The sequence below is a fragment of the Micropruina sonneratiae genome, assembly GCF_025972045.1.
Taxonomy (GTDB): domain Bacteria; phylum Actinomycetota; class Actinomycetes; order Propionibacteriales; family Propionibacteriaceae; genus Micropruina; species Micropruina sonneratiae.
Window position 1 is genome coordinate 1 of record NZ_JAPDHX010000007.1, and the last position, 26,413, is coordinate 26,413.

Below are 26,413 nucleotides of genomic sequence, written 5' to 3' on the forward strand. Positions count from 1 at the left end.
CAACCGGGCACTACCGTGGGACACGAGAACCTCCGGTGTTGATGTGACCTTCGACAAGCCACATCCCATCCGGGGGTTCTCGCTCAATCAAACCGGCACGCTGGTACCAACCTCATGGCCGGGTACAGCTAGGCTCGGCGGGTGCGTTACGTGTCGACCCGCAGCGCGGAGCCCGGGCCGGGTTTGCCGTTCTGCGACATCCTGCTCGACGGGCTGGCCCCCGACGGCGGCCTGTACCTGCCCCAGTCCTATCCGCAGCTGAGCGCCGAGACCCTGACCGGGTGGGGCGAGCTGCTCGAGAGCGATGGCTACGCGGCCGTCGCGTTCGAGGTGCTGCGGCTGTTCGTCGACGACATTCCGGACGCCGACCTCCGGGCGATCTGCGAGCGCGCCTACGCCGTGGGGACGTTCGGCGACCCCGTCGTCCCGGTGGCGCCGGTGACCGGGGACCTGTGGCTGCTCAAACTGTCCGAGGGGCCCACAGCCGCCTTCAAGGACATGGCGATGCAGCTGCTCGGGCAGCTCTTCGAGTACGAGCTCGAGCGTCGCGGGCGCACCCTGACCATTCTCGGCGCCACGTCGGGTGACACCGGCTCGGCCGCCGAGTACGCGATGCGGGGACTCGACCGGATCACGGTCTTCATGCTCTCGCCACAGGGCCGGATGAGCCCCTTCCAGCAGGCGCAGATGTTCAGCCTGGACGACCCGCACATCATCAACCTGGCCGTCGAGGGCGTCTTCGACGACTGCCAGGATCTGGTCAAGGCGGTGATGAGCGACGCCGCCTTCAAGGCCACCCACAGCATCGGCGCGGTCAACTCGATCAACTGGGGCCGGGTCGTCGCCCAGGTGGTCTACTACGTGGTCGGCTACCTGCGGGTGCACGCCGCGACCGGCGCCGAACGGGTGTCGTTCGCGGTGCCGACCGGCAACTTCGGCAACATCTGCGCCGCCCACGTGGCCCGGATGATGGGCCTGCCGGTCGATGCGCTGATCCTGGCCACGAACGAGAACAACGTTCTCGACGAGTTCTTCCGCACCGGCGTCTATCGCGTCCGCTCGGGCGCCGCGGAGACCTCCAGCCCGTCGATGGACATCTCCAAGGCGAGCAACTTCGAGCGGTTCGTGTTCGACCTGCTCGGCCGCGACGGCGTCCGGACCGCCGAGCTGTTCGGTCCGACGCTGCTCGAGCGCGGCTTGTTCGACCTGTCCGGCACGCCCGAGTTCGCCGCTGTCCGCGACCGGTACGGCTTCGTGTCGGGCACCTCGACCCACGCCGACCGGCTGGCCACGATCGCCGCGCTCGAGACGTCCGACGGCGTGGTGATCGACCCGCACACCGCGGACGCCGTCAAGGTCGCCCGCGACCTGCGCGCCGAGCTGGCCGGGCCGATCGTGGTCACCGAGACCGCACTGCCGGTGAAGTTCTCGGCCACCATCGTCGAGGCGCTGGGCCGCGAGCCCGAGCGCCCGGACGCCTTCGCGGGCATCGAGGACCTGCCCCGGCACGTCCTCGACATTCCCGCGGACGCCGGGGTGTTGAAGGCGATCATCGCCGACCGGCTCGGCTGAACGGCGAACCGGCTCAGGCGGCCAGCCCGCGCCGCAGCAGCAGGTGGCTGATGTCGGGATCGGCGCCGCGGAAGTCGCGGAAGGTGTCCATCGCCTCGATCGAGCCGCCCCTGGCCAGCAGCAGCCGGCGGTAGCGTTCACCGTTGGCCCTGGTCAGCCCGCCGTTGGCGAGGAACCAGGCGGACGTGTCGGCGTCCAGCACCTCCGACCACAGGTAGCTGTAGTAGGCGGCCGCGTAGCCGCCCTCGAAGATGTGCTTGAAGTAGGTCGAGCGGTAGCGGGTCGGCGCGAGCGGAAAGTCGACGCCGGCGGCGGCCAGTGCCTGGGCCTCGAACCGCTCCACCTCGTCGGCGGACTCGGGCAGGTCGGCCAGCGGCGTCGAGTGCCACGCCTGGTCGAGCAGCGAGGCCGCCAGGATCTCGGTGGTCGCCCAGCCCTGGTTGAACACCTCGGCGGCCCTGAGGTTCTCGATCCAGGCGGCGGGCAGCGGCTCGCCGGTGGCGTGGTGGACGGCGTAGCGACGCAGCAGCCCCGGATCGAACGACCACAACTCGTTCACCTGCGAGGGGAACTCGACGAAGTCGCGCGGGGTGTTCGCACCGGACTGGGAGGGGTAGCGGGTGTCGGAGAGCAGCCCGTGCAGCGCATGCCCGAACTCGTGGAACATGGTGTTCACCTCGCCCCAGCTGAGCAGCGTGGGCCGGCCGGCGGGTGGCTTGACGATGTTGAGGTTGTTCACCACGACCGGCTGCTGGCCGAGCAGGTGGTTCTGGTCGACGATGTTGTTCATCCAGGCGCCGCCCTGCTTGCCGGCCCGGGTGTAGTAGTCGGCCAGGAACAGCCCCAGCCCGGTGCCGTCGGCGTCGAACACCTCGAAGACGCGCACCTCGTCGTTGTAGCCGGCCAGATCGCCGCGCTCGGCGAAGGTGATGCCGAACAGGCCGGTGGCCGCCGCGAACACGCCCTCGTGCAGCACCCGTTCGAGTTCCAGGTAGGGCCGCAGCAGCGCCGTGTCGAAGCTGTAGCGCTGGGCCTTCAGCTGCTCGGCACGGTATTCCCAGTCGGCCGGACGCAACTGTTCGGACTGCAACTGCTGCAGGTCGGACGCCTCGGCCCGCGCGTTGCGGACCGCCGGGCTCACCAGCCGGTGCAGCATCTCCCGCACCGCCTCGGACGTCTTGGCGCAGGCGTCGGCCGCAACGTACTCGGCGTGATGCCGGTAGCCGAGCAGACTGGCGCGTTCGGCGCGCAGCCGGGCGATCTCGACCAGCAACTCACGGGTGTCGTGCTCGCCCTGCCAGCCGCGTGACACCGAGGCCAGGTGGACCCGCTCGCGCAGCGCGGGGTCGTCCAGTTCGGTCAGCACGTCCTGCGGGGTGCACGAGTCGAGCTCGAGCAGCCAGCCGTCGAGGCCGCGGCCCTCAGCGGCGGCCCGGGCTCCGGCCAGCGTCGATTCGGACGCCCCGGCCAGTTCGGCTTCGTCGGTGACCAGGACCGCGGCGGCGTTCGAGCCGGCGAGGGCGGTGCGGCCGAAGGCCGAGGTGAGTTCGGCGAGCCGGGCGTTGAGCTCGCGCAGCCGAGCCTGGTCGGCCTCGGGCAGCGACACCCCGGCCCGGACGAAGTCGCGCAGGTGGGTTTCGATCCAGTAGCGGTCGGCGTCGGTGGCGTCCAGCTCACCGGCGGCGACCCGGGCGTCCAGTGCCCCGACCCGTTCGAACAGGGCCCGGTTCTGGTACATGGCGTCGCTCAACCGGGCCAGCTTGGGCGACAGCTCGGTCTCGACGGCGTCCAGCTCGTCGGTGGTGTCCGCCGGCTGGACGGTGTAGAAGGCCCCCAGCACGCGGCCCAGCAGCTGTGACGACGACTCCCACGCCTCGATCACGTTGCCGATCGTCGGCGGCTCGGGGTCGTCGGCGAGCCGTTGCAGGCTGCTGAGCAACTCGTCGATGCCGGCGTCCGCCGCGGGAAGGTAGTGCTCCGGCCGCACGTCGGCCCACGGAGTCAGCTGGTACGGCAGTGCCGAGGGTGCGGCGAACGGGTTGCTGGGGTCAAGACGCATGTCGCCATCCTTACCCAGCAGGGGTCGGACGGCGAAACCAGCAGGTTGCGTCCGGAGCGCGTGCGAGTCAGCGGGCGTAGCGCTCGGCGTGCAGCACGCGGACGTCGTTGCCCCACCGGTCGACGACCGGGGTGCTGTAGTCGCGGCGTCCCCGCAGCGAGTTCTGCCGAAGGGCGGCTTCGACGGCGGCGATGGGTGCGTACATGATGGTTCCTCCCGTGGCGCGGTCACCCGCGCCGGTGCTTGTCAGGTCAGGTTGGGCCCGGAACTGGTCCGGACCACGAGTTGGTGCGGCAGGGTCAGCTGTCGCGGGGTGCGTTCCGGGTCGAGCAGCAGCTCACCGGCCAGCCGGCCCTTGTCCCGGATGGGTTGCCGGATGGTCGTGAGGCCGCTGCGACCCGCCTCGGGAAGGTCGTCGAAACCGGTCACGGTGACGTCGCGTCCCGGCACCAGGCCGTCGTCGGCGAGGGCGTCGAGGACGCCGAGCGCGAGCACGTCGCTGATGCAGCAGATCGCCGTCGGCCGTTCGGCCGCCTCGAGCGCGTGGCCGGAAGCCAGCCGGCCGGCGTCGCGGCTGTTGGCGCCGGCGCCGACGAACCGGACCCGGCAGTCGGGGCCGAGCCCGTGCAGCAGGCCGCGAATCCGGATGGCGATGTCGAACAGACCGGCTCGCGCCAGGGCGTGGAGCGCCAGCCGGAACGGCTCGCCGTCGACGTCCAATGGGCCGGGCGGCGCGGTGAAGGCGCGGTCGGCGAGTAGAACGACGTCGCGGTGGCCGAGGCGTCGCAGATGCGCACCGAGCTGGGTGCCGGCGGCGAAGTCGTCGATGGCGACCCAGTCGCTGTCGGCGTCCTCGGTGTGTGCCAGCACCATCGGGATCCCGCAGCTGCGGGCGGCCTCGAGTGCGGCGTGGGTGGCACAGAACCCGGCGAGGCCGTCCACGCTGGCTCGTCGGATGACGTCGCGGTCGCTGCCCGGCGCCCTGGGCACCGGCAGCAGCGTCATCGTGGCCCCGGCGGCCTGCAGGGGCTCGCTGAAACCGGCCAGCCACAGCACCGAGTACGGATCGTTGAAGGCGTAACCGAGGCTCTCCGACAGCACCACCCCGTAGCAGTGGGTGCGGCCGGCACGCAGATGCCGGGCGGCCGCGTTGGGACCGCCGTAGCCCATGGCCGAGGCGCGTTGCAGAATGCGTTCACGCAGCGGGGTGGACAGTTGATCGGGCCGGTTGAACGCGTTGGAGACGGTCATCACCGAGACGCCGACCGCTTGCGCGACGTCCTTCATGGTGACCCGTGGCATTGTTCACAACCTCCGCCATCAAGCATGGACTATAACGTTAAAGAATCCAAACCGTCATGGTCTCTGTATCGATACAGCCAAGGATCGTGTGGATGCCGCAGGGCGACCGGGCGGACCGGTCAGACGACGTAGGGCTCGGGCCCGTCGGAATCCAGCGGCTTACCGGCCTGTGCCCAGGCCTGCGTGCCGCCCTCGACGTTGACGGCGTCCACCCCGCGGGCGAGGAGGAACGCCACGGCCTGGGCCGACCGGCCGCCGGAGCGGCAGATGACCGGCAACGGCCCCTCGGAGCGGGGCAGGTCGGCCAGCCGCGCCGGCAACTCACCCAGCGGGACGTGCACGGCGTTGGGGACGCGTCCAGCGGCCCACTCGCCCGGTTCACGGACGTCGAGGACCACGGCGTCGTCGGCCAGGTCGCCGACGGAGATGGCGGGAATGCTCACGGGTCCATCCTGCCAGCATCGCTTCGCGGCACCCGTGCGGGCCGGGATGACGTCAGTGGGGCGCTGTGAGCGGGCGGGGCGTCAGTTGGCCGGCGGCTGCTCGTAGTCGGTGGGGACGTCGGCGTCCAGGTTCGGCGACTCGCGGTGCGCGCTCTTGCTGAAACCGTCGGAGAACACCGTGCGGCCCCGGGCGGACAGCCCTTCGTAGGCCTCCTTGAGCTCGCCGACCAGACCCTTCAACTGGCTCGGCACCTGCTTGGCGTAGTCGCTGAGCGGGCTCGCGCCGGAGGCCTTGCGTTCGGTGTAGGTGTGCCGGCCCTGCTTGACGACGTCCTGCACGGTGCCGGCCACGACATCGGCCAGTCCGGTGACCACGTACGCGGCCTCGGTGGCGACCTTGGCGGCGATCCGGCCGATCTTCTCGGGGGTGATGCGGGTGTTGCTGGACACGTTGGTGCTCCTGATCGGTGGGGACGCGACCTGCCCGCGTCCGAATAACCAGCCTTCCTCGCGCGGCGCACCCGTTCAACATCCCCCAGGGTGCCTCCGGGTGCGCTTGGGGTGGGCTCAGGGGCGTCGATAGGCTGCCGGGATGAATGTCACCGCCGCCGTCGACGCCGTCCTGCCGGGAGTTCTCGCCGATCTGGCGAGCTTCGTCGCCATCCCCTCGGTCAGTGCCCTGCCCGCGCACGCCGCGGACGTCCGGGCCAGCGCCGACTGGGTGGTCGAGCAGGTCCGGGCGCTGGGCTGCGACGACGTCCGGGTGGTCACCGAGCCGGGCGGCCAGCCCGCCGTGATCGCGCGGTTCCCGGCACCCCAGGGCGCGCCGACGGTGTGCCTGTACGCGCACCACGACGTCCAACCGACCGGCGAGGTGTCGTTGTGGACCGGCGACCCGTTCGCCGTCCGGGAGGCAGCCGGGCGGCTGTTCGCCCGCGGCGTCGCCGACGACAAGGCGGGCGTGATGGTGCACTTGGCCGCACTGCGCGCCTTCCAGGGCAGACCGCCGGTCGGCGTCACCCTGTTCGTCGAGGGCGAGGAGGAGATCGGGTCGCCCACCCTGTCGTCGACCCTGAAGGTGCATCGCGACCTGCTCGCCGCGGACGCCTACGTGATCGCCGACTCGGGCAACTGGGAGGTGGGCGTGCCCGCCTTCACCTCGACCCTGCGCGGACTGGTGGACTGCGTGGTCGAGGTCACGACCCTCGACCACGCCCTGCACTCGGGCCAGTTCGGCGGCGTGGTGCCCGACGCGCTGACCGCTCTGTGCCGGCTGCTCGCCACCCTGCACGACGACGACGGCAACGTGGCGATCGAGGGCCTCGGCGCCATGCCCGACCCGGATCTGGACTACTCCGAACAGCGCGTGCGGGCCGAGACCGGCGTGCTGGAGGGGGTCCGGCTGCTGGGTGAGGGCCCGATCGCCGGACGGCTGTGGTGCAAGCCCACCGCGACGGTGATCGGCATCGACGCCACCTCGGTCGAGCACTCGTCGAACACTCTGGCGCCCAGCGCGCGGGCCAAGATCAGCGTCCGGCTTCCGCCCGACACCGACCCCACCGCCGCGATGGCGGCGCTGGCGGAGCACCTGCGCAGCCACGCCCCGTGGGGGGCGAGGGTGACGGTGACCGACGGGTCCAAGGGTTCGGGCACGGTCGTCGGCTTCGACGGAGCCGTGGCCGAGGCCGCCCGGGACGCGTTCACCGAGACCTGGGGCGTGCAGCCGGTGTTCATGGGGCAGGGCGGCTCGATCCCGATGATCGCGGAGTTCCAGCAGGCGTTCCCGGACGCCACGGTGCTGGTCACGGCGGTGTGCGATCCCGATTCGCGGATGCACGGCATCGACGAGTCGCTGCACGTGGACGACTTCGCCAAGGCCTGTCGGGCCGAGGCGGTGCTGCTGGCGAAGCTGGCCGGCTGAGCGGCGCGGCGTCCCGGGGCCGGCGACACCGACCCGCTACAGCAGCGAACGCACGATGCCGGTGGCTGCCAGCACGGCCTGCTGCTCCCAGCCCGCCAGTCCGGACGCCTTCACGGCCTTCTCGAAGGCGGTCAGGGTGGCCTTCGGCGTGCGCCCGGCGGCGATCCGGGCACTGGCGGCCTCCCAGGCCTCCAGCAGGCGGGTCTTCGCCTCACTGTCGGGCAGCGACGACAAAGCGAGCCGGACGCCCTGCAGCGCCGCCCCCAGCGCCACCGACTGCCCCGGGTCCGGGCTGCTGTCGGCCGAGGCGGAGGGGGTCGGTTTCGTCGTCGACGGCTTGGCCTCGGGCGAACCCGACGACAGGGCGCCGGCCAGTTGCGCGACCGCGGCGCCGGTCAGGTTCGCTGTCAGCCCGGCCACCAGCAGCGCCAGTATGAGGCTGACCAGGACACCGGCCAGCCACCACGCTCCCGAGGGTTGCAGGTGTTCCAGCGATCGGGGAGCCGCGAGGGCCGGGGCGGGCCGGCCGGCGGCCGGCGCCGGCTGGGTGTAGGGACGGGTCTGCGGCACCGGGGCGGGCCGCCCGGGCGCGGTCACCGGCCCGCTCGCCGGGGGCGGCAGCTGGACGGCCGGCCCGGACTGATTCGCCTGCAGCGCCTCCAGGGCGCGCAGCGTGGCGGCGGTGTTCGGCCGGAGCAGCGGGTTCTTGGCGAGCAGTGCCGCGACCAGGGCGTCCAGGCCGGGCGGCACGTCCGATCGCCGGGACGCCAGCCGCGGCGGTTCGGCGTTGATCTGCGCCGACGCCACCAGCACCGGCTGGTCGCCGGGGAAAGGCGGGCGGCCGGTCAGCATGGTCATGATCAGGCAGCCGAGCGCGTACAGGTCGGTGGCGGCATCCACCCGTTGCCCCGCGGCCTGCTCGGGTGACATGTAGGCGGCGGTGCCGATCGTCATCTGCGGCGCGGTGAGGTGCGGGTCGACCTGGCCGGTGAGCTGGGCGATGCCGAAGTCGAGCAGCTTGACCCGGCCGTCGCCGAGCATCACGTTGGCGGGTTTGATGTCGCGGTGCACCAGGCCGACCGCGTGCGCGGCGGCCAACCCCCGGGTAACCTGGCGCGCGACGTCGAGGGTCTGGGTGAGGCCGAGCGGCCCGCGGCGGGCGATGGCGTCGGCGAGCGACTCGCCGCGCAGCAACTCCATCACCAGGTAGGCGGTGCGGCCGTCCACACCGCCGTCGAAGACGGTCACCGTGTGCGGACTGGTCAGCCGGGCGGTCAGCACGATCTCGCGCTGGAACCGATCGGCCAGGGTGGGGTCGGAGACCCCCGAGAGGTCGACGGTCTTGACCGCGACCTCTCGATCGAGGCGGACGTCGCGCGCACGCCAGACCCGGCCCATGCCGCCGGCCCCGATCTCGTGCTCCAGGCGGTACCGACCCGCCAGCAGGTGCTCCGCCATCTACTCGCAGGTGCCCATCGGTCCCGACCCCATGTCGGTGGGGGTCTTCTTGTCGTCGCCCCGGTACCAGATGCCGGCGGGCGTCCGGAACACGTAGACGGCCGCCTCGCCGAGCGTGACCCTGCTCAACTTCCCCTTCGGGAAGCTGGACTTCAGTGCGCTGAAGCTGGTGTCGACCGGGAAGCCGTCGGCGACCCGCAGCGCGGAGGGCAGCGGCTGGCCCAGGTTGATCACCCAGCTGGTGAACGTCCGCTTCGAGTCGGCGTTCCCGCCGGCCTTGCTCTGGAAGAGCAGCGCGGCTGCGCCGTAGGCGAGCTGCCGGCCGTAGGCGGTGTCGCTGTCCACTTCGCAGACCGGCCCGGTGTAGGAGTCGTCGGGCTTGCCGAGCTGCGCGGTGAGCAGCGCCGACACGGCGTCCTCGCTGCGGCCGAAATCCATGCCGCTGAGCCCCTTGGGGTGCAGCACCAGGCCGGTGGCGCTGGCGGTCGGGCTCGGAGCGGACGACGTGGCGCTCGCCGACGCGGTGGCGCTGGTGGCGGGCGCGGCACTCCCGGTGCCGCTGGCGGTGCTCGTCGACTCGGCCGAGGCGGACGCCGTGGTCGCGGGCGTCGCGGCCGTCGGGACCACGCTCACCGCCGGCGGCGGGGCGGTGGCACAGGCGGACAGCACCAGCAACACACCGGCAGCGCTGAGCGCGCGCAACGTAGCAGCCATGTAACCACGATAGGCGGAGCGCCGCGATTGGCGGTGCTGCTGCCGGGGTAGGTTGGCGCCATGAACGCCCCGGCCTCCGGCAGCCGCTCCTCAGCCACGTCGTCCTCGTCGTCGAAGAAGGGCGGTGGCGGGCCCGGGTCGAAGCCCACGACGAATGACTCCGCAGAGCAGTCGAAGGCGAAGTCCGCCGCGCCGAAGGCAAAGAAGTCGTCGGGGCGCAAGGGCACCAAGCGGAAGCGGTCCACCCCGGCCAAGCCGCTGGACGGCATGGGGGCGATCGTTGGCGGAGGCGGCGTCGGTTTCCGGGTGTGGGCGCCGCACGCCGACACGGTCAACGTCACCGGCAGCTTCAACGACTGGAGCGACGACGCGGACGCCCTGACCGGTGAGGGCAACGGCTACTGGTACGGCTTCGTCGGCACGGCGAAGCCCGGTGATGAGTACAAGTTCCGGATCGTCAACGGCGACCAGGTGCTGCACCGGATCGACCCGTACGCCCACCAGGTGACGAACTCGGTCGGCAACGGCGTCGTCTACGACCACGCGGCCTTCGACTGGAAGGGTGACGCGTTCGTCTGCCCGCCGCACAACGACCTGGTCATCTACGAGTTGCACGTCGGCTCGTTCGCACCCGACAAAGAGGGCCAGGTCGGCACCTTCGACCAGGTGCAGGCCAACCTGGCGCACTTCCGCAGCCTGGGCGTGAGCGCCATCCAGCTGATGCCGACCGCCGAGTTCGCCGGCGACTGGTCGTGGGGCTACAACCCGGCGCACATCTTCGCCGTCGAGAGCAGCTACGGCGGGCCGGACGCCCTGAAGACCCTGGTCCGCGAGGCGCACCGCAACGGCCTGGCGGTGATCATGGACGTCGTCTACAACCACTTCGGCCCCTCCGACCTCGACCTGTGGCAGTTCGACGGCTGGTCGGAGAACGGCAAGGGCGGCATCTACTTCTACAACGACTGGCGCTCGACCACGCCGTGGGGCGACACGCGTCCCGACTACGGACGCGGTGAGGTGCGGCAGTACCTGCGCGACAACGCCTACCTGTGGTTGCGCGACTACCACGTCGACGGGCTGCGCTTCGACATGACCCCCTACATGCGTTCGGTGGACGCCGACGCCGACCTCGACCTGCCCGAGGGCTGGAGCCTGCAGAGCTGGCTGAACCGCAGCATCCGCCGGGAGTTCCCCGACGCCATCACCATCGCCGAGGACCTGCACGGCAACCCGGCGGTGACCAGCACCGCCGACGACGGTGCCGCCTATCACGCGCAGTGGGAGGCCAAGTTCGTCCACCCGGTCCGGGAGGCGATCATCGTCGCCAGCGACGCGTACCGGTCGGTGCCGGCGGTTGCCGAGGCGATCGCGCACAGCTACGGCGACACCTACGCGCGGGTGATCTACACCGAGTCGCACGACGAGGTGGCCAACGGCAAGGCCCGGGTGCCGCAGGAGGTGGACCCGTCCGATCCCCAGGGCTACTGGGCGCAGAAGCGCTCCACCCTGGGGGCCGGGCTGGTGCTGACCGCGCCCGGCATCCCGATGCTGTTCCAGGGCCAGGAGTTCCTGCAGGGCGGCTGGTTCCGCGACGACGTCCCGCTCGACTGGGAACTCGACTCCGAATACCACGGCATCGTGCGGCTGTACCGCGACCTGGTGGCACTGCGGCGCAACTTCGCCGGTCGCACCAAGGGCCTGATGGGGTCCGGGCTGCGGATCATCCACGCCAACGACGACAACAACCTGATCGCGTTCCAGCGCTGGTGGGACCACGGCGTCCGCGACGACACGGTGGTGATCGCCAACCTGGACGCCCAGGCGCGCAACAAGTACACGATCGGGATGCCGGCCGAGGGATTGTGGAAGCTGCGGTTCAACAGCGACTCGACGATCTACTCCGACGACTTCGGCGACTTCGACTCCTTCGACGTGACCGCCTACCACGAGGACTACGACGGCATGCCCGCGCACGCCGACATCGACATCGCGCCGTACAGCCTGCTGGTGTACAGCCAGGACTGAACCGGAGCCCTTCCCAGCCGGCGGGCATAGGCGCTAGCTTGTGCGCACCTTCCCACCGACCCCCGGGAGCGCAGATGAGTCTGCCGTTGAGTCAGCAACTGTGGCGCCGCAAGCCGATCGTCTTCCAGAACAAGCACCATCAGGGCGAGGAACTGGCCCGCAACCTGTCGACCTTCCAACTGATGATGTTCGGCGTCGGCGCCACGGTGGGAACGGGCATCTTCTTCGTGCTCGGTGAGGCGGTGCCGAAGGCCGGTCCGGCGGTGCTGATCTCGTTCCTGATCGCCGGCATCGCGGCCGGCCTGTCCGCCCTGTGCTACGCCGAATTGGCGTCGGCGATCCCGGTCAGCGGATCGACCTACAGCTACGCCTACCACGCGCTGGGTGAGTTCGTGGCGGTGATCATCGCCGGCTGTGTAGTGCTCGAATACGGGGTGTCGACGGGCGCGGTCGCAGTGGGTTGGAGCAGTTACTTCAACGAGCTGCTGCACGAAACCATCGGCTGGCAATTGCCCGAAGCGCTGTCGGTGTCGCCGATTCCGGTGCCCGTCGAAGGGGCGGACGGCCTGATCACCTACCCCGCCACCGGCGGCCTGATCAACCTGCCCGCGGTCGTGCTCGTCATGCTGTGCATGCTGCTGCTGATTCGCGGAGCGTCCGAGTCGGCAACGGTCAACGCGATCATGGTGCTGATCAAACTCGGTGTGCTGGTGCTGTTCACCGTGATCGGTTTCAGCGCGTTCAACGCCGACCACTTCGCCAACTTCTTCGCCTACGGGGTGGGCGGCATCAGCGCCGCCGCGGGCACGATCTTCTTCTCGTTCATAGGCTTGGACGCCGTCGCGACAGCCGGTGAAGAGGTGAAGAACCCGCAGAAGGCGCTGCCGCGCGCCATCATCGGCGCCCTGGCCATCGTGTCGGGCATCTACATCGCCGTCGCCGCCGCGGGACTGGCCGCCAAGCCGGTCGAGTTCTTCGAGCAGACCCAGGGCGAGGCGGGCCTGGCGCTCATTCTCAAAGAGGTCACCGGCAACCAGATCTGGAGCACCGTGCTCGCCGCCGGGGCCGTGATCTCGATCTTCTCGGTCACCCTGGTCACCCTGTACGGCCAGACCCGCATTCTGTTCGCCGTGGGCCGCGACGGGATGATTCCGAAGAAGTTCCTCGAGGTCAACCCCAAGACCATGACCCCCACCTACAACACCATCGTGGTCTCGATCGCGGTGGCACTGATCGGCGGCTTCGTGCCCGCCGACTACCTGTGGGACACGGTGTCGATCGGCACCCTGATGGCGTTCTCGGTGGTCGCCATCGGCATCATCGTGCTGCGAAGAACCCACCCCGATCTGGAGCGTCCGTTCAAGGTGCCCGGCTACCCGGTGGTGCCGATTCTGACCGTGCTGGTGTGCGTGTACATCATGTGGGGCTTGTCGGCCATCACCTGGGCGATCTTCTTGACCTGGATCGCGGTGGTGTTGCTCTACTACTTCGCCTACGGCCGCAGCCACGCGACGCTGAACCACTACACGACCGACGAGGAGATCGCCGAACCCGGCGGCCGCAAGCGACGGGACGACGAGGAATGACGTACCTGGTCGGCTACAGCCCGCACAAGGACGACCGCGGCGCCTTGGCGCTGGCCTGCCAGTTCGCCCGGTCCGAGTCGGACGACGTGCACGCGTTGACGGTGGTGCCGCGCGGGTGGGAGACGGCGGCGGGCAGCGCAACCGACGGCGAGTTCGAGGCCTGGGCGGCGGCCGAGGGCGAGGCGTCGGCGGCCGAGGCCGCGGCGCTGCTGGCCGAGCACTCCGACATCACCTCCACCGCGACCTGGGTGACCGGCCGTTCGGTGCCGGCGGCGATGCTCGAGCAGGCCGAGGCACTCGGGGCGTCGCTGATCGTGGTCGGCTCGGGCGCCGACGGGCCGCACGGTCGTGTGGCGATGACGTCGAAGACGGACCGGCTGCTCCATTCGTCGCACGTGCCGGTGGTGATCGCGCCGCGCGGCTACACCACCGCCGCCGGGGACAGGATCACCCGGGTGACGCTGGCCTTCCGCGACGACGACGCCACCTGGGCGCTGCTGGACAAGGTGGCGGAGATCTGCACCCGGGTGGGGGCCGAACTGCGTCTGCTGACGGTCGCGCTGCGACAGAAGACCATGGTCACCTCTCCGGTGCGGCGCAACGAGGAGCTCGTGTACCAGCGGCTGCTCGAGCAGGTCCACGACGCGCAGGCCGAAGCCGTCGAGCACCTGGCCGGCAAGGGCCTGCACCCGGACGCCGTCGTCGCCCGGGGGACCTCCTGGCCGGACGCACTGGACGGCCTTGAATGGTTCGGCGGCGACGTGCTGGTGGTCGGCTCGTCGCGCACCCACCAACTGGCGAACGTGTTCCTCGGCTCGAGTGCCGCCAAGATCGTCCGAAACTCTCCGGTTCCCGTGGTCGTCGTGCCGTGATCTCCCGGCAACATCCGGCAACACGGTTGCCGGGCTCCTGCCGTCGCTTTGAATGCTCCGCGGATTTTGAAACGTCTCAATCGACGCGGGGCGAGCCCGGAACAGCGCTCGGTGCGATCGTCGGCGGACGCCTCCGGGCGCGGCGGCAAGCTGTCCTTCTCGCACCTGCTGTGGAAGTGCGGCATCATCGCCAGCCAGGCCTCGGAGCCCTGGTCGGCGACGAGGGAATGTTCGGCGCCCACGTCATGTTTGGCCACATCGCCGTGATCGCGGCGGCGCGTGTGCTGCGGGATCGTGACCCCTGCGGTGAGCAGGCCGTGCAGGACGCCGACGGCGATCAGGTCGTTGTAGCCGACCACGGCCGTCGGCGGGTTCGGCAGCAGCACCTGGGCGGCGGCCAGTCCCCCGTGGAAGGTGGGCTGGAAGGGCCCGATCCGGCGCACCAGGACCCCGGCGGCCTGGCCGTGTTCCCGCAGCGACCGGAAGCGTAGCCCGTCGGTCCACGACGCCTCCGGGCCGGCCGCGTAGGTCAGGCTGCGATGCCCCAGCACCAGTTCGTAGCCCGCCGCGGTGGCGGCGACCTGGGCGCCGCGGATCAACTGCGCGTAGAAGGGGTTGGCGACGTCCGAGACGGTCAGCCCGATCAGCCGGGTGTTGGTGTGGCCGGGCGCGGCGATCGGCTCTGCGCGGTAGCCAGTTCGTCGGCCACCCTGCGCACCCGAGCGGTCTCGGCGCTGACCCGGCCCGGCCTGGCCAGCGCGCGGCTCACCGTCGAGGCGGCCACGCCGGCCGCCTGCGCCACGTCGTAGATCGTGGGTCGGCGGCGCTGCTCACTCACCGGGCAAGCGTAAACCGGCGCTCCGGCGTCCGACCCGGGCGGGAAGGCTCAGGGCGCCAGCCGGTCGCGCACCCAGCCCGCGCCGTCGCGCCGATAGCGCAGCCGGTCGTGCAGCCGGGAGGGCCGGCCCTGCCAGAACTCCCAGGTGCGCGGCACCAGCCGGAAACCACCCCATTCCGGTGGCCGGGGCGGGTCGTCGCCGAATCGTTCGGACGCCGCCCGCTCGTTGGCCTCCAGCTCCGCACGCGAGGCGATCACCGCGCTCTGCGGGGACGCCCACGCACCGATCCGCGAGCCGAGCGGGCGGCTGGCGAAGTATTCGTCGGATTCGGCGTCGGAGACCTTCGTCACGTCGCCCTCGACGCGCACCTGGCGCTGCAGTTCACCCCAGTAGAACAACAGGGCCGCCTGCGGATGTCCGAGCAGCTCCCGGCCCTTGCGCGAGAGGTAGTTGGTGAAGAACACGATGCCCTCGGCGTCGAAACCCTTCATCAGCACGATCCGGGCCGAGGGGCGTCCGTCGTCGCCCACGGTGGCCAGCGTCATCGCGTTGGCCTCGCCTCGACCGAGCGCCGCCGCCTCGGCGAACCACGCCTCGAACTGCCGCACCGGATCGGTGGCCGACGCCGCCTGCTCGTCGAGGGTGTCGCGGTCGTAGTTCAGTCGCATGTCGGCGGGGTCCATGACGGCAGCCTAGGCCCGCCCACGACGGTTCGGCTGGGCTCCGTCCAGCGCTCGTCAGCGGGCCGCGCGCGGCCGCGTCCGGCCCTCGAGCGCACGCTGACAGGCGTCCACCGTCTCGGGCGCCAGGTCGACGCCGAGCGCCCGGGCCTGCCCGGTCAGCCAACGGACCAGCCGCTGGACCTCGGCGGTGTTGCCGGCCATCAGCTCGGTGTTGATCCGCTCGACCAGCAGCAGTTCGTCCTCGGGTGCGGCCAGCAGCGCCCGGGCCGCGGCCCAGCGCGCCACCTCCACCTCCTGGTGCTCCACGGCCCAGCGCGCCAGCACCACTCCGGCGTCGCGGATCAACGAGGACATGTCGGCACGCAGCTCCTCGGCCCAGCGCCACTGCCCGGGTGCCGCGTCGGCGAGCGGCGCCCCCCGGACGAGTTCGAGCATGTCGACCAGCGTTTCGGGCGCCAACCGGTTGACCCCGGGTGCGGCCAGCACCTGCAGGCGCTGCCAGTCCGACTCGACCGCCGGGTGCAGTTCGATCCGGCCCGAGTACGCCTCGGGCAGGTAGGCCCCGCCGTCGGGATCGGCACCCATCCACGACCGCAACCGGGACATGTTCGAGCGCCGGGTGGTTTCGGCCACCACCAGCTCGTTGGCCATCCGGGTGGCGGTGCTGCGGGGGTGCTCGAGCAGCCACCCGCAGTACTCCTCGCACTGCCGCCGCGCCCGGCTCGGCGCCGGACCGGCGGCCCCCAGCAGGTCGATCGGGCCCAGCAGCCGAAGGTAGGGGTGGTCGGGCTCGTCGGGCTCGGCTTCGTCGATCCGCAGCGCCGCACGGTGCGGCAACGCCCGCACGTTGTCGGCCCGCGACCACCACGGCGCCCGGTCGTGGTTGGCCTGGTCCGTGGCGGCGAAGATGGTGCCGATGGCGGCCCGCGTGTGGGCGGCGATCAGTTGCGGGCGCAGCGTCAGCCGCTCGGGCAGCAGGGTGAGGGCGGGATCGTCCTCATCACCGGTGAGAACGAGGGCCGAGGACGTCGAGTCACCCGCAACGATGCCCGCCACCCCGAGGTCGCGCTCGGACAGCACCCGCCCGATCCGCGACCGGGACTCCTCGTCCGGCTCGTCGGCGAACAGCGTCACGTGCGCGGCCCCCGCCTCCGAGCGGTCGGGGTCGACCCTCAGCAGCACGGTGGGTGAGACGTCGGCGCCGCGTTCGGCGGCCAACGCTGCCAGGGCTTCGACGGCCGGCGCGGGGTGGGCGTGGAAGCGGACGAGCTCGGGGCAGGCCGCCCGGACGAACATCTCGTCGCCGCCGACCACCGTCAGCGACACCTCCGACGCCCACGGCGAGCAGGACAGCTCGACGGCGATGGCCGCCGCCACCGCGTGCCGCAGGGCCCGCGACCCGGTCAGGGACAGCGGCGAGCGGGTTTCCAGGTCGATCATCACCCAGTCACCCTCACCGGCGCGGCCCACGGTCACCAGCGCCGGGAACGGCACCGGGTGGCTGGTGGCGGGCAGGGCCGCGGCAGCGTCGATGCTGAGGCTCCAGCCGTCCTGGTCGCCGGTGAATCCGTCGGGCAGAGGGTGATCGTGGCGTTCGTCCCACACGAACCGGACGGCGTCGCCGCTGAGGCGTGCCTGCTGCAGCCGCGGCAGTGGGCGTCCGGTGCGGCGGGCGTGGTCGCCGAGCGCACGCAGCGCCTTCTCGAGCAGTTCAGTCGCTTCGGGCCGCTCGCGATGCCCTAGCGCCGTCTCGTACCGGCGGACGTCGACCGGCGGGTGGCCGATCCGCCGGCCCAGCGGACGCGTCCGCAACTGGGCGAGCCGGCTCACCCCCAACCCGGCGAGGATCATCGCCGCCGCACTGCCCGACAGTCCCCCGATCAGCGGCCAGGTCACGTCCGCCGTCCTCGTCGCCGCGGACTGCTGCGCGTCGGTGCTCGGGGCACCGGACGCCGTGCTGGCCGGCGTTGCGGCCGAACTGGGTGCCCGGTCGTCGGGTCCGGGCGGGGCGGGAGCCGGCTGGTCGGCGTCCTGTTGGGCCCGTGGGAGGTCGGCTCGGGGCGCCTCGATCTGCGACCGGTCGACCTGCTTGCGCGCCGGTCGCGCCTCGGCGGGTTTGGGTTGCCGCCCCTTGCCGGCCGGAAGGACCAGCTTCCAGCCCACGTCGATCAGGTCGGGATCGGCGATCCGTTGCGGGTTGGCCCTGAAGATTCGCGGCCACTTCGCCGCATCGCCGAGGTGTTCCTCGGCGAGGCCGCTGAGCGTGTCGCCGCGCTCCACCACCACCGTGCGCTGCCGCGTCACCCTGCGTTCGGCAGGTCGGGGCGCGCCGCCGCCGGCACGCTGGTGCGCCGCATTCTCGGCGTCGTCGCTCAGCCCGGCCGGCTGGCCGGCCCCGATCGGCGCGACCGGCATCGCCAGCCGGGTCCCCGCTTCGAGATCGATGGTCGGGTTCTCCTGCAGGTCGGCGTTCACCTCGACGATGCGCCGCCACTGCGCACCATCGCCCAGTTCCTGCTCGGCGATGCTCCACAGGTCGTCGCCCGGCCGCACCAGATAGCCGGACGCCTCGGCGGCGCCGGCAGGGTCGCCCACGACACCGGAGTCGTCGGCACCGCCTCCGGGCGCCGCCGACGGCCGCTCGGGGCCGTCCACCCGGGCGACGGCGTCCGCGGGCAACGCCGACCAGGACAGGGCGGTGAACACCAGCACCCCGGCCAGCGCCTGCAGACCGTTCACCAGCGGCAGCCGCAGCGGCACCGCGCGCCGGCCCAGCAGATTCACCGCTTCGGCCGCCACCGACGCGGTGAAGCCGGCCCAGGCCAGCCAGCCCAGCACGGTGAGCAACGCCAGGACTCCCGACCCGTCGTCGGGTCGCAGCAGATTGGCCAGGGTGGTCGGCGACGTCCCCCACGCCGCCAGGGCCAGGGGTACCCCGACGACCCCGGCGAGCAGCAGCAGGGCCGCTCCGGCGGCGCGCAGGCGAGCCATCTCAGCTTCTCCTTCGATAGCGGTCGAGGGCCGAGGTCGACTCGGCCGACAGTTCCCAACGGCCCGGCCAGCCGGGAACGATGAGGTCGGACAACGGCACCGAACAGCTCACCCGGGCCGACACCCGGGCAGGTTCGCCGACGGGTGTTGCGAAGCCGGTCACGTCGAGGTCGACGTGCACGGCGGCGCAGGACAGGCCGGCCGTCTCGAACTGGGTGCGCGCGACCCGTTCCGCCGCCACGCGCGCCTCGCCGGGCGTCCGGGCGGCCGAGGCGGCGCGTGCCGCGGTGCCGGCGACCTGTTCCACCTGGGTGTGGGCGAACCACACCCGTCCGGCGCCGATCATCGTCGTGATCAGCAGGCCGAGCGCCGGCACGATCAGCGCGAACTCGAGCGCGGCCGCCCCCCGCTCGGACCGCGTGACACGGCACGGCCCGGTCATGGCCGCTCCTCGGTGACCATCACCGAATGCTCGGTGACGGCGCCCAGGCCGAGGTCGAAGATGAGGGGTGCCCGACCGGTCACCTGGACCCTGACCAGGCCGGACTGCCGAACGATGTGGACCTCAGGGCCCTGCAGCCCGCCGCCGGTGGCGATCCGGCGTCCCATCGCGGCCGCTTCGCCGTCGGACGCGCGACCCCAGGCGACCTGTTCGGCGACGGCCGAGGCAGCGTTGGACGCCACGGTGCGCCCGTGCAACCAGACCCCGGCCTGAATCGTGCCGAGCACGACGAGCATCAGCGCAGGGATCAGCAGAGCCCACTGGGTGGACTCGGCGACCCCGCGCTCATTCATTTGAGCTTGCCCATTTGGCTGGTCACGAAGGTGGTCACGGCGAAGACCACGATGCCGGCGACCGCGACCGCCCCGGCCAGCAGCAGGGCGTTCTCGGTCGACTGGGACAGGCCCCGTTCGTCCCGCTTCGGCGGGCTCAGCAGGAAGCCGACGACGAGGTTCAGGAATGCGGACATGGGTCTCCTTCGGGGTTGGTCAGCTGCCCAGGATGCGCAGCAACGGTGGGATGAGGAACAACAGGGCGAAGACGAGGCTGGGAACGACCATCAGGAACGTCATCCGCTCCGACACCGCGGACGCCTCGATCTTGGCGGCGGTCAGGTGCGCGTCGCGCAACTCCTTGACCCGCGCCCGCAGCGCACCCGACAGCGAAGCCCCGGAGTCGTCGAGCTTCATCACATCGGCGATGTCGCACAGCGCCGGCAGCTCCAACTGCTCACCGAGCTTCTTCAGGTCGGCGAACGGGGCACGTTGCTCGAGCCTGGAGCGCTGCAGGCTGTCCCGGATCGCGACGAAGACCGCCTGGTCCGAGACGGCCGCGGCCGCGTGCAGCGACTGGGTGGCGCTGGAGTTGGCGAGCCGCTCGAGGGTGACCAGGTCCATGAAGGTCAGCAGGGCCTCGACGGCGTCGGACGTTGTGGTCTTCGCACCTCGCCCGATGGCGATGTCGGGTGCGAAGAATCCGATCAGGCCGAGCACCACCGACAACAGCAACGGCAGCAGCAGCGACGCCCCCGTCGTGACCAGCAGCACCAGCCCCAGCAGGCTCGGCAGGGCCAGGCCGACCAGTGCGCCCGCCACCTTCCACGTGTAGAACCTGTCCAGACCGATGCTGCGCAGCTGCAGCTCACGCGCGATCCGCTCGTCGACGGTGCCACGGGTGCGGACCCGCACCCAGGCGCCCACCCGGTCCGGGCCGGCCGACGTCACGGCGGCGACCGGCTCGAGCTGCCCGTCCAGCGAGCGGAGGGCGTCCGACAAGCGCGGATGCGCCGGAACGAACACCCCGGCCAACGCCCACAGCCCGCCGGCGACCAGGACGCCGGAGGCGATCGCCACCCACAACCCGGTCATCGCACCCCTCGCAGGATGCGATCGCGCCTGCGCGGCGTGGTCATTCGCCGGAGCACCACCAGCGAGCCCACATAGGCCGCGAGCAGCACCGACAGGATCAACTGACCGATCGCGGTTCCGTACGGTTCGAAGAACCCGCGTCCGAACAGCAGCGCGCAGGCGAGCACGGACACCGTGACGATCGTGACCTGCCGCACCACGATCCGCGGCTTGGCCCGTTCGGTCTCGATCTCACGTTGGGCCCTGAGCCGCTCCTGGATCGAGTCGGCCAGTCCGTGCAGCGTGGCGGTGGCGCCGGTGCCACCACGGGCGGCGGCCAGCGACAGGGCGGCCAGCACCGCGTCCGCATCGGTCGAGTCGAGTTCGTCGGCCATCGCCCGCAGCGCCTCCGACGCGCTCCAACGGTCGTCGAGCCGGGCGACCAGCAGAGCCAGCGGGGCGGCGAGCGGTTCGGGGGCGTTGCGGACCGAGGCCCTGATCGCGTCGGTGATCGACCGCCCTGTCGGCAACATGGCGGCCAGGCCGCGCACCCACTTGTCCAGCGCCTGCAGCAGCTCGATGTCGCGATTGGCCGGGGTACTGAGCAGCATCGGCAGGCCGACCGCCGCCACCGGCACGGCGACCAGCATCACCGGCAGTCCGGCGATCGCGGCGAAGACGATGCCACCCGCCACGCCGAGACCGAGCGCCAGCCCGTGCCTGCGGGCCAGGGCCGTCAGCCGCGGAAGCCAGTCGGGACGCCGCATCGGCACCCGTTCGGGTGCCGGCGTCCGCGGCCGCAGCCCCGCCACCACCAGCACCACCCCGCCGGCCAGCAGGGCGCCCAACAGGCAGGCCACGACCGGCGTCACGACCGGTCCCAGGCGTCGGTGAACTCGGCGAGTTCGTCGGCGAAGGCCGGCTCTGGATGGAAGACGCCCTCGGCGGACGAGGTCGGCGCCCGGTAGACCAGATGGGTGACCGGGCGGCCCGACTCGACCGCACCGGTCAGCTGCCGAATCTCGGCGACCAGCCGGGTGCGGCGTCCTCCGCGCCAGGTGTCGTCGACCAGCTTCACGTAGATCAGCAGGTGGATGTGGTGGGCGATCTGGCGGTACGCCTCATCGACGCTGAGCACGCCGCCCTGAGCCACCCGGGAGGCGAGTCGGTCCATCGTGGACGCAGCAGAATGCGAGTGCGTGGTGGACAGCGTGCCTGCCCCGGACTGCATCGCCTCGAACATCGCGCCCGCCTCGGTGCCGCGAACCTCGCCGACGACCAGCCGAGACAGATTCTGCCGGAGCGCCTCGGGAATGAGGTCGGCGACGGTGTATTCACCGAGCCGGCGGCCCTCGGACTGCTCGCCCAGGCCGACCTTGGCCTGCAGGGCCAGCATGTTGCGGCGGTTCGGACGCAGGTGGGTGAGCAGTTCGTAGTCGGTCTCGAGGGTGCCGAACCGTTCGTTGTCGGGGATCGCATCGATCAGCGCCCGCAGCAGGGTCGTCTTGCCGGCGCCCTGCCCTGCTGCTAGCAAACCACTACTGTTGAAGGGGCAGGAACACCCGAGCCGCCAAGGAGCCCACCATGTCACCCACCAAGGTCCGCCGTTGCGTGCTGTACGCCCGCATCTCGTTGCGCACCGACGAGTCGGTGTCCATCGCCCGCCAGCTAGAAGCCGGGCAGGCGTACGCCCAAGCTCGCGGCTGGAAGGTCGTGGGCACCTTCACCGACGAGGGCGTCAGCGCGACGCACAACCGGCCCGAGGACCGCGAGGGTTGGCGGGCGATGCTGGCGAGCCCGACGAGCTACGACGCTGTAGTCATCTGGAAGGTCGACCGGCTGGCCCGCCGAGTGATCGACTTCCTCAACGCGAACGAGGCCGTCAAGGCAAAGGGTGGCGGCATCGTCGCCGTGGAAGACCCCATCGACATGACCACCGCGCAGGGCGAAGCGTTCGCGATCATGCTGGCTGTGTTCGGCCAGATGGAAGCCGCTGCCATGCGCGACCGGCAAACGGCCGCCAGGGACTACCTGCTCCGCTCGGGCCGCTACGCGGGCGGGGTGCTGCCGTACGGCTACCGCAAGGCCCCCAACCCCAACGGGGCCGGGTACGTCATCACGCACGACGCCGACCGCATCGACACCCTCCGCGAGATTGTGCGCCGCACCGAGGCAGGCTTCTCGATCTACTCGACGATGCAGTGGCTCCAGGAGTCGGGTGCGCCGACGCCGCGACAGGCCGACCGCTGGCGGTACTCGACCGTGGATCGTTTGGTGCGGCATCCGCTGTTGGCGGGCATGCTGCCGCACAACCCCGGCAACACCACGAGCCACGCCCGAGGGGCCGAAGTCGTGCGCGACGCCGACGGCCTGCCCGTCGTAGACGACTCGCTCGCGGTGATGCCGGTGGGACAGTGGCGGGCGATGCTGGCCCGGCTGCAGGAGCAGGACAAACCACAGAAGGCCCCCCGGGCGATGCGCCGGAAGCACTCGGGCCTGTTGTCGGGGTTGCTGTGGTGCGCCGAGCACGACGAGCCCGTGCGTATGTGGCGCAAGGTGATCGGCACCAAGGACCGGCCGCGCGCCGCGTACCACTGCCGCGAGTGCGGCCAGACGATCACGAGCCCCGACGACTTGGTGGTGGCGCAGTTCTTGGCCGAACTCGGCGACGTACCGCACTTCACCGTCGTGGTGGAGGTTGTGGAGGGTGGCTCGGTGCAGTTGCAGGAGGCGTCGGTGCGGCTGGCCGAGCTTGGCCGCGAGGTCGTGAATGCGACGCCCGAGCGGGCGGCCACCATCGTCGCCGAGATCGGCCGGCTGAAGGAGGTCCAGGAAGAGGCCCGCCACCAGCCCGCCCAGACGCGGCTCGTGCCGCTGGGCGAAGTGCGTACGTTCGCCGAGGACTGGGAGGCCGCGGAGGGCGACGAGCAGCGGCGGCAGGTGTTGGGACACGCGCTCGACCGCGTGATGGTTCGGCGGGGCAAGTGGGGCGACCGCACCGACGCCGGACGGCTGGCGCGGTTGTCGTTCGAGTGGGGCATGTCCCCCGGCGACGCGGAACCGGGCGGCGGCTCAATCGTGGATGCCGGTTGGACGAACGTACAAGAGCACGGTTCGATGTAGGTGTTTGGGGTACTGGCTGGGTGGCCGGTGGGGTACTGGGGTACTGGCAGTACCCCGGGGGTGTGTGTTGGGCGGCGCTGGGCCTAATACGCGAGTGGATCGATCTCTCTATTTCACCTTGTAGCTCTATATTTGGGCCGTTTTGGGGGTTGGTGGTGGTCGACACACACCCCCTGGGGTACTGGCAGTACCCCCAGTACCCCTGAGGTGGAGAGGGCCGCCAGGTTCCGGCAGCGACTCGGTGATTAGCTCAAGGCTAACTATCCCTTCCGCCCATTCGTACTACCTTTATAGCGCCATCGGTGGTTGGTATTATTAGGACATGCGTTCGACTCCCAGCAGGCCCCGAGTAATCGGCTACATCCGCGTCAGCACCAACAAGCAAGAGAACGGCCCCGAGGCGCAGGCGCGGGACCTACAGATCGCGGCCGACCTGCGAGGGTGGGACCTCGACATACGCCGCGAGCGAGCCGCCAGCGGCAAGAGCCTCGCGGGCCGCCCCGTCCAACTGCTCGGCTCGGTGGCTCGACATTCACAATAGCTCAGGTGCCCAGCAAACCCAAGCGCCGCAGGCAGTGTTTTGCCTTGTCAAGTTGCGTTTAGCAACTTCAGGGTCCACAGTCGGCAGGGCATTCCGTACAGTAGTGGTTTGCGGTCGGCCCGTTGGTCGCCGGCGATCACCATGGACTTGCGGGCCATCACCGCCGCGTGCAGGAACCGTCCGACCTGCTCGGGCATCATCCCGGCGCCGACGATGTCCTTCAGCGACACCTCGGTGAGGGTGTGCTGCCTGATCGTGATGCTCGGTCTGTACGACAGCCCGAAGCCGATCGCGTGCAGCCGGAACCGGTCGCCCAGGGCCAGTGTCATCGTCGGGTGCGCGTCGTCGAAGGGCCGGGCCGGCGACACCGACTCGCCGAGGAAGCGGATCGCCTCGACGAGTTCCTGGTCGGAGTCGGCGACCGGTGGCCGCGCCTCGCGGCGTCCGTCACCGAACTGCACCATCACCGAGTCATGGCCATGGATCTCGATGTTCTCGGCGCCCGGGATCTCGAACAGCGGCTGCAACCGCCCGTAGCCGAAGATGGCGTTCTCGACCCCCTCGGCGTAGGCGTGCTCGACGGCGATCGACCACAACGCCCGGCCGTTGCTGGAGAGATCCTCGGCGTGGTCGCGGACCACCTGCCGCACCAGTGAGCGACCGAGTAGCCGCCGGTCGACGTCGGGCATCGCGAGGCCGTGCTTGTCCTGGTGCTCGGCCAGCGCCCGGGCGATCAGTTCGGACGCCTTGCGCCTCAGCACGACCACCAGCGCCCAGTCGATCGATGCCGGTTCGCCCGCCCGGACGCCCGGGCGGGACTCCTGCCAGTCGGGCCCCTTGCCTCCCGTGCTCTTCGGACGCCGTGGCGGCAGCCGGTCGGCGCTCACCGTCGTCTCGAACGGCAGGTCCTGCAACAGCGGCACCGTGGTCAGCCTGGTGGAGGTCATCGGCGTGCCCCGATCAGTTCCCGGGCCGCCTCGAGGCGGCCGCTGATCGAGGCCGCGGCGACCCGCAGGCTGCGGACGTAGGACGACTCGGCGAACCGCCGCGGCACCGGGGCCCCGTCGCTGAGCACGGCGGCATGGCCCGGGTGGTGCTCGACCTCGGCGGCGATCGTGGTGGCGAATTGCTGCTGCACCTCGGCGCGGCTGTAGGGGCGGCCGCTGCCGACCAGCAGCAGCGCGGTCTCGGACGCCTGTTCGGCCAGGGCCGGCAGGTACAGCCGCAGCCCAGCCAAGGACACCAACGACGATCCGGTGACGACCAGCACCAGATCGGCGGCGGTCACCAGAGCATCCGGCAGGCCGTCGGCCCCGACGCGGCCGGCGTCGACCAGCACGTCGCCCTCGGTCGCGCTCAGCGCACCGGCCAGGTCGGCCCAGGCCGCGCCGAACAGCCCCACGATGCCGGGGTGCGGGAAGCCGGGCAGGAACCTGGCCGGCCGGGCGCCGGCCAGCAACGGTGGCAACTCGAGGGTCTCGCCGTCGATCACCTCGTCGACGCCACGTCGCTCGCGGACGGCCTGCAGCAGCCGGCCGAGACCGTGCTGACCGGGCCGTTCACCCCGCAGGTAGCCGGCCAGTACGGCCTGCGTCGGAGTCCGGTCGGCATCGACGAGCAACACCTCGCGGGGCCAGGTCAGGGCCAGGCCGAGGGCGGTCGTGGTGACGCCGGGAGCGTGCCCGGCGCTGGCGAGCACGATGATGGCCATCAGGCCGCCCGCTTCACCACGACGAGCCGGCCGGCCGCGGCGAGCCGGGCCACCTCGTCGCTGTCCGCGTTGCCGACCGTCACCTCGATCGACGTGCTGCCGTCGGCCAGCATGCTCGGGGCGACCGCAACAGTCGCCCGGTACGAGGCTCCGGACGCCTCGCCGTCGTTCGCGGCGGTGATCGGCACCAGCACCACCGGTGTCCCGGCCGGCAGCGGCGACACCGGCACCTGGCCGGGGTTGAGCTTCAGGCCGAGCCTGGACTCACCCGCCGCGAGCTGGGGCTCGCCGATCGAGGTGGGGGTGAGCAGCGAGCCCTCGGCCAGGTCGGTCAGCGCCGTCTTGCCGATCAGCTCGGCGGCCGCCTCGGCCGGCACGGTGACCACGCCCAGGTGGGTGCCGACGTTCACCGGGCCGAGATCGGCTGCACCGATCACCTCGCCGCGGTAGATGGTGCGGTTCACCTTCAGCACGGCAGTGGCGTCGGACACCGACGAGTACAGCACCGCCGATCCGAGCCCGCCGAGGCAGATCGCGAGTACCCCGATCAGCACCCAGCGCAGGTTTCTGCGGGGGCGGACAGCGGCGGCAGCCGGCGGCTCGTTCTTGTCGGTCATCGACGTTGCACCTCGGGTGGGCGACAGGGTGCGTTGAGAGTAAGTGCGCACACAGACGGTTCCGGGAAGTCTCATGAAATCTGTGGACAACCCCGGCCCTGGACGCCG

General features: G+C 71.1%; 25 protein-coding genes and 2 pseudogenes. 7 read left to right on the forward strand and 20 right to left on the reverse strand.

Going from position 1 to position 26,413, the window contains the following annotated elements; genetic code table 11:
• Positions 1 to 141: 141 nt before the first annotated feature.
• Complete coding sequence (gene thrC / locus OIE40_RS15375) at positions 142 to 1,572, forward strand: threonine synthase (RefSeq protein ID WP_264703689.1); 1,431 nt, start codon at positions 142 to 144, stop codon at positions 1,570 to 1,572.
• A gap of 13 nt (positions 1,573 to 1,585) precedes the next feature.
• On the opposite strand, the gene OIE40_RS15380 is transcribed toward thrC, so the two are convergent.
• From OIE40_RS15380 to OIE40_RS15400, 5 genes are all read right to left on the reverse strand, one after another.
• A complete protein-coding gene (locus OIE40_RS15380) occupies positions 1,586 to 3,631 on the reverse strand; it encodes a M3 family metallopeptidase (protein WP_264703690.1) in 2,046 nt (681 codons plus the stop codon).
• A gap of 67 nt (positions 3,632 to 3,698) precedes the next feature.
• The gene (locus tag OIE40_RS15385; RefSeq protein WP_264703691.1) at positions 3,699 to 3,836 is read right to left on the reverse strand and encodes a hypothetical protein; all 138 of its coding nucleotides are present in this window, start codon (positions 3,834 to 3,836) and stop codon (positions 3,699 to 3,701) included.
• A gap of 41 nt (positions 3,837 to 3,877) precedes the next feature.
• Complete coding sequence (locus tag OIE40_RS15390) at positions 3,878 to 4,933, reverse strand: LacI family DNA-binding transcriptional regulator (protein ID WP_264703692.1); 1,056 nt, start codon at positions 4,931 to 4,933, stop codon at positions 3,878 to 3,880.
• Positions 4,934 to 5,052: 119 nt separating this feature from the next.
• Entirely contained in the window at positions 5,053 to 5,376 is a 324-nt protein-coding gene (locus OIE40_RS15395; protein WP_264703693.1) for a rhodanese-like domain-containing protein, read from the reverse strand.
• A gap of 81 nt (positions 5,377 to 5,457) precedes the next feature.
• Positions 5,458 to 5,826 carry a hypothetical protein gene (locus OIE40_RS15400; RefSeq protein WP_264703694.1) on the reverse strand — a complete coding sequence of 123 codons (369 nt, stop codon included), beginning with the start codon at positions 5,824 to 5,826 and terminating at the stop codon, positions 5,458 to 5,460.
• Positions 5,827 to 5,968: 142 nt separating this feature from the next.
• Between OIE40_RS15400 and OIE40_RS15405 the strand changes: the two genes are divergently transcribed.
• Positions 5,969 to 7,297, forward strand: a complete 1,329-nt coding sequence (locus OIE40_RS15405; RefSeq protein WP_264703695.1) for a dipeptidase — start codon at positions 5,969 to 5,971, stop codon at positions 7,295 to 7,297.
• A gap of 36 nt (positions 7,298 to 7,333) precedes the next feature.
• Here OIE40_RS15405 and OIE40_RS15410 read toward each other — a convergent pair whose 3' ends face one another.
• Both OIE40_RS15410 and OIE40_RS15415 read right to left on the reverse strand, forming a co-directional pair.
• Complete coding sequence (locus tag OIE40_RS15410) at positions 7,334 to 8,755, reverse strand: serine/threonine-protein kinase (protein WP_264703696.1); 1,422 nt, start codon at positions 8,753 to 8,755, stop codon at positions 7,334 to 7,336.
• Positions 8,756 to 9,469 carry a hypothetical protein gene (locus tag OIE40_RS15415; protein ID WP_264703698.1) on the reverse strand — a complete coding sequence of 238 codons (714 nt, stop codon included), beginning with the start codon at positions 9,467 to 9,469 and terminating at the stop codon, positions 8,756 to 8,758. It abuts the gene before it with no gap.
• 60 nt (positions 9,470 to 9,529) lie between these two features.
• On the opposite strand from OIE40_RS15415, the gene OIE40_RS15420 reads away from it, so the two are divergent.
• From OIE40_RS15420 to OIE40_RS15430, 3 genes are all read left to right on the forward strand, one after another.
• Positions 9,530 to 11,494 (forward strand): alpha-amylase family glycosyl hydrolase, encoded by a 1,965-nt coding sequence (locus OIE40_RS15420; protein ID WP_264703699.1) that lies wholly within the window; start codon positions 9,530 to 9,532, stop codon positions 11,492 to 11,494.
• 74 nt (positions 11,495 to 11,568) lie between these two features.
• Positions 11,569 to 13,080, forward strand: coding sequence for an APC family permease (locus tag OIE40_RS15425; RefSeq protein ID WP_264703701.1), 1,512 nt, complete (start codon positions 11,569 to 11,571; stop codon positions 13,078 to 13,080).
• Positions 13,077 to 13,952, forward strand: coding sequence for a universal stress protein (locus tag OIE40_RS15430; protein ID WP_264703703.1), 876 nt, complete (start codon positions 13,077 to 13,079; stop codon positions 13,950 to 13,952). Before OIE40_RS15425 ends, OIE40_RS15430 begins: the two co-directional genes overlap by 4 nt.
• A gap of 344 nt (positions 13,953 to 14,296) precedes the next feature.
• Here OIE40_RS15430 and OIE40_RS17085 read toward each other — a convergent pair.
• The 10 genes and pseudogenes from OIE40_RS17085 to OIE40_RS15480 all read right to left on the reverse strand — a co-directional run.
• Positions 14,297 to 14,503, reverse strand: a pseudogene (locus OIE40_RS17085) (LacI family transcriptional regulator); the annotation flags it as partial.
• 92 nt (positions 14,504 to 14,595) lie between these two features.
• Complete coding sequence (locus OIE40_RS15440; RefSeq protein WP_264703707.1) at positions 14,596 to 14,790, reverse strand: LacI family DNA-binding transcriptional regulator; 195 nt, start codon at positions 14,788 to 14,790, stop codon at positions 14,596 to 14,598.
• 48 nt (positions 14,791 to 14,838) lie between these two features.
• Positions 14,839 to 15,474, reverse strand: coding sequence for a pyridoxamine 5'-phosphate oxidase (pdxH, locus tag OIE40_RS15445; protein ID WP_264703708.1), 636 nt, complete (start codon positions 15,472 to 15,474; stop codon positions 14,839 to 14,841).
• 54 nt (positions 15,475 to 15,528) lie between these two features.
• Positions 15,529 to 18,465 (reverse strand): LysM peptidoglycan-binding domain-containing protein, encoded by a 2,937-nt coding sequence (locus tag OIE40_RS15450; RefSeq protein ID WP_264703709.1) that lies wholly within the window; start codon positions 18,463 to 18,465, stop codon positions 15,529 to 15,531.
• A gap of 1 nt (position 18,466) precedes the next feature.
• Positions 18,467 to 18,907 (reverse strand): TadE family protein, encoded by a 441-nt coding sequence (locus OIE40_RS15455; protein WP_264703711.1) that lies wholly within the window; start codon positions 18,905 to 18,907, stop codon positions 18,467 to 18,469.
• Positions 18,904 to 19,260, reverse strand: a complete 357-nt coding sequence (locus OIE40_RS15460) for a TadE/TadG family type IV pilus assembly protein (protein ID WP_264703713.1) — start codon at positions 19,258 to 19,260, stop codon at positions 18,904 to 18,906. Before OIE40_RS15460 ends, OIE40_RS15455 begins: the two co-directional genes overlap by 4 nt.
• Positions 19,257 to 19,436 carry a hypothetical protein gene (locus tag OIE40_RS15465; protein WP_264703870.1) on the reverse strand — a complete coding sequence of 60 codons (180 nt, stop codon included), beginning with the start codon at positions 19,434 to 19,436 and terminating at the stop codon, positions 19,257 to 19,259. Before OIE40_RS15465 ends, OIE40_RS15460 begins: the two co-directional genes overlap by 4 nt.
• Before the next feature lie 19 nt (positions 19,437 to 19,455).
• Positions 19,456 to 20,334, reverse strand: coding sequence for a hypothetical protein (locus OIE40_RS15470; RefSeq protein ID WP_264703715.1), 879 nt, complete (start codon positions 20,332 to 20,334; stop codon positions 19,456 to 19,458).
• A complete protein-coding gene (locus OIE40_RS15475) occupies positions 20,331 to 21,185 on the reverse strand; it encodes a type II secretion system F family protein (RefSeq protein WP_264703717.1) in 855 nt (284 codons plus the stop codon). Before OIE40_RS15475 ends, OIE40_RS15470 begins: the two co-directional genes overlap by 4 nt.
• Positions 21,182 to 21,847: pseudogene (locus OIE40_RS15480) on the reverse strand (ATPase, T2SS/T4P/T4SS family); the annotation flags it as partial. The pseudogene OIE40_RS15480 and the gene OIE40_RS15475, both read right to left, overlap by 4 nt.
• A gap of 50 nt (positions 21,848 to 21,897) precedes the next feature.
• Here OIE40_RS15480 and OIE40_RS15485 point away from each other — a divergent pair.
• Together OIE40_RS15485 and OIE40_RS15490 are read left to right on the forward strand one after the other, a co-directional pair.
• Positions 21,898 to 23,436 (forward strand): recombinase family protein, encoded by a 1,539-nt coding sequence (locus tag OIE40_RS15485; protein ID WP_264703719.1) that lies wholly within the window; start codon positions 21,898 to 21,900, stop codon positions 23,434 to 23,436.
• Positions 23,437 to 23,758: 322 nt separating this feature from the next.
• Positions 23,759 to 23,977, forward strand: coding sequence for a recombinase family protein (locus OIE40_RS15490; protein WP_264703721.1), 219 nt, complete (start codon positions 23,759 to 23,761; stop codon positions 23,975 to 23,977).
• A 47-nt stretch (positions 23,978 to 24,024) separates the two neighbouring features.
• Here OIE40_RS15490 and OIE40_RS15495 read toward each other — a convergent pair whose 3' ends face one another.
• From OIE40_RS15495 to OIE40_RS15505, 3 genes are read right to left on the reverse strand one after another with little or no spacing between them, the layout of a single operon-like run.
• Positions 24,025 to 24,924 carry a hypothetical protein gene (locus OIE40_RS15495; protein WP_413774504.1) on the reverse strand — a complete coding sequence of 300 codons (900 nt, stop codon included), beginning with the start codon at positions 24,922 to 24,924 and terminating at the stop codon, positions 24,025 to 24,027.
• A complete protein-coding gene (locus tag OIE40_RS15500) occupies positions 24,921 to 25,688 on the reverse strand; it encodes a CpaE/TadZ family protein (RefSeq protein WP_264703723.1) in 768 nt (255 codons plus the stop codon). The genes OIE40_RS15495 and OIE40_RS15500 overlap by 4 nt, the downstream gene beginning before the upstream one ends.
• Positions 25,688 to 26,305, reverse strand: a complete 618-nt coding sequence (locus OIE40_RS15505; protein ID WP_264703725.1) for an SAF domain-containing protein — start codon at positions 26,303 to 26,305, stop codon at positions 25,688 to 25,690. Before OIE40_RS15505 ends, OIE40_RS15500 begins: the two co-directional genes overlap by 1 nt.
• Positions 26,306 to 26,413: the final 108 nt, after the last annotated feature.

What these genes read in the sequence shown, in the direction of transcription:
- OIE40_RS15500 (WP_264703723.1), bottom strand. Translation starts at nt 25,688, where the DNA reads ATGGCCATCATCGTGCTCGCCAGCGCCGGGCACGCTCCCGGCGTCACC.
- OIE40_RS15490 (WP_264703721.1), top strand. Translation starts at nt 23,759, where the DNA reads ATGCGTTCGACTCCCAGCAGGCCCCGAGTAATCGGCTACATCCGCGTC.
- pdxH (WP_264703708.1), bottom strand. Translation starts at nt 15,474, where the DNA reads ATGGACCCCGCCGACATGCGACTGAACTACGACCGCGACACCCTCGAC.
- OIE40_RS15420 (WP_264703699.1), top strand. Translation starts at nt 9,530, where the DNA reads ATGAACGCCCCGGCCTCCGGCAGCCGCTCCTCAGCCACGTCGTCCTCG.
- OIE40_RS15430 (WP_264703703.1), top strand. Translation starts at nt 13,077, where the DNA reads ATGACGTACCTGGTCGGCTACAGCCCGCACAAGGACGACCGCGGCGCC.
- OIE40_RS15410 (WP_264703696.1), bottom strand. Translation starts at nt 8,755, where the DNA reads ATGGCGGAGCACCTGCTGGCGGGTCGGTACCGCCTGGAGCACGAGATC.
- OIE40_RS15485 (WP_264703719.1), top strand. Translation starts at nt 21,898, where the DNA reads ATGTCACCCACCAAGGTCCGCCGTTGCGTGCTGTACGCCCGCATCTCG.
- OIE40_RS15470 (WP_264703715.1), bottom strand. Translation starts at nt 20,334, where the DNA reads ATGACCGGGTTGTGGGTGGCGATCGCCTCCGGCGTCCTGGTCGCCGGC.
- OIE40_RS15425 (WP_264703701.1), top strand. Translation starts at nt 11,569, where the DNA reads ATGAGTCTGCCGTTGAGTCAGCAACTGTGGCGCCGCAAGCCGATCGTC.
- OIE40_RS15415 (WP_264703698.1), bottom strand. Translation starts at nt 9,469, where the DNA reads ATGGCTGCTACGTTGCGCGCGCTCAGCGCTGCCGGTGTGTTGCTGGTG.
- OIE40_RS15385 (WP_264703691.1), bottom strand. Translation starts at nt 3,836, where the DNA reads ATGTACGCACCCATCGCCGCCGTCGAAGCCGCCCTTCGGCAGAACTCG.
- OIE40_RS15465 (WP_264703870.1), bottom strand. Translation starts at nt 19,436, where the DNA reads ATGTCCGCATTCCTGAACCTCGTCGTCGGCTTCCTGCTGAGCCCGCCG.
- OIE40_RS15460 (WP_264703713.1), bottom strand. Translation starts at nt 19,260, where the DNA reads ATGAATGAGCGCGGGGTCGCCGAGTCCACCCAGTGGGCTCTGCTGATC.
- OIE40_RS15450 (WP_264703709.1), bottom strand. Translation starts at nt 18,465, where the DNA reads ATGGCTCGCCTGCGCGCCGCCGGAGCGGCCCTGCTGCTGCTCGCCGGG.
- OIE40_RS15455 (WP_264703711.1), bottom strand. Translation starts at nt 18,907, where the DNA reads ATGACCGGGCCGTGCCGTGTCACGCGGTCCGAGCGGGGGGCGGCCGCG.
- OIE40_RS15505 (WP_264703725.1), bottom strand. Translation starts at nt 26,305, where the DNA reads ATGACCGACAAGAACGAGCCGCCGGCTGCCGCCGCTGTCCGCCCCCGC.
- OIE40_RS15390 (WP_264703692.1), bottom strand. Translation starts at nt 4,933, where the DNA reads ATGCCACGGGTCACCATGAAGGACGTCGCGCAAGCGGTCGGCGTCTCG.
- OIE40_RS15495 (WP_413774504.1), bottom strand. Translation starts at nt 24,924, where the DNA reads ATGACCTCCACCAGGCTGACCACGGTGCCGCTGTTGCAGGACCTGCCG.
- OIE40_RS15380 (WP_264703690.1), bottom strand. Translation starts at nt 3,631, where the DNA reads ATGCGTCTTGACCCCAGCAACCCGTTCGCCGCACCCTCGGCACTGCCG.
- OIE40_RS15405 (WP_264703695.1), top strand. Translation starts at nt 5,969, where the DNA reads ATGAATGTCACCGCCGCCGTCGACGCCGTCCTGCCGGGAGTTCTCGCC.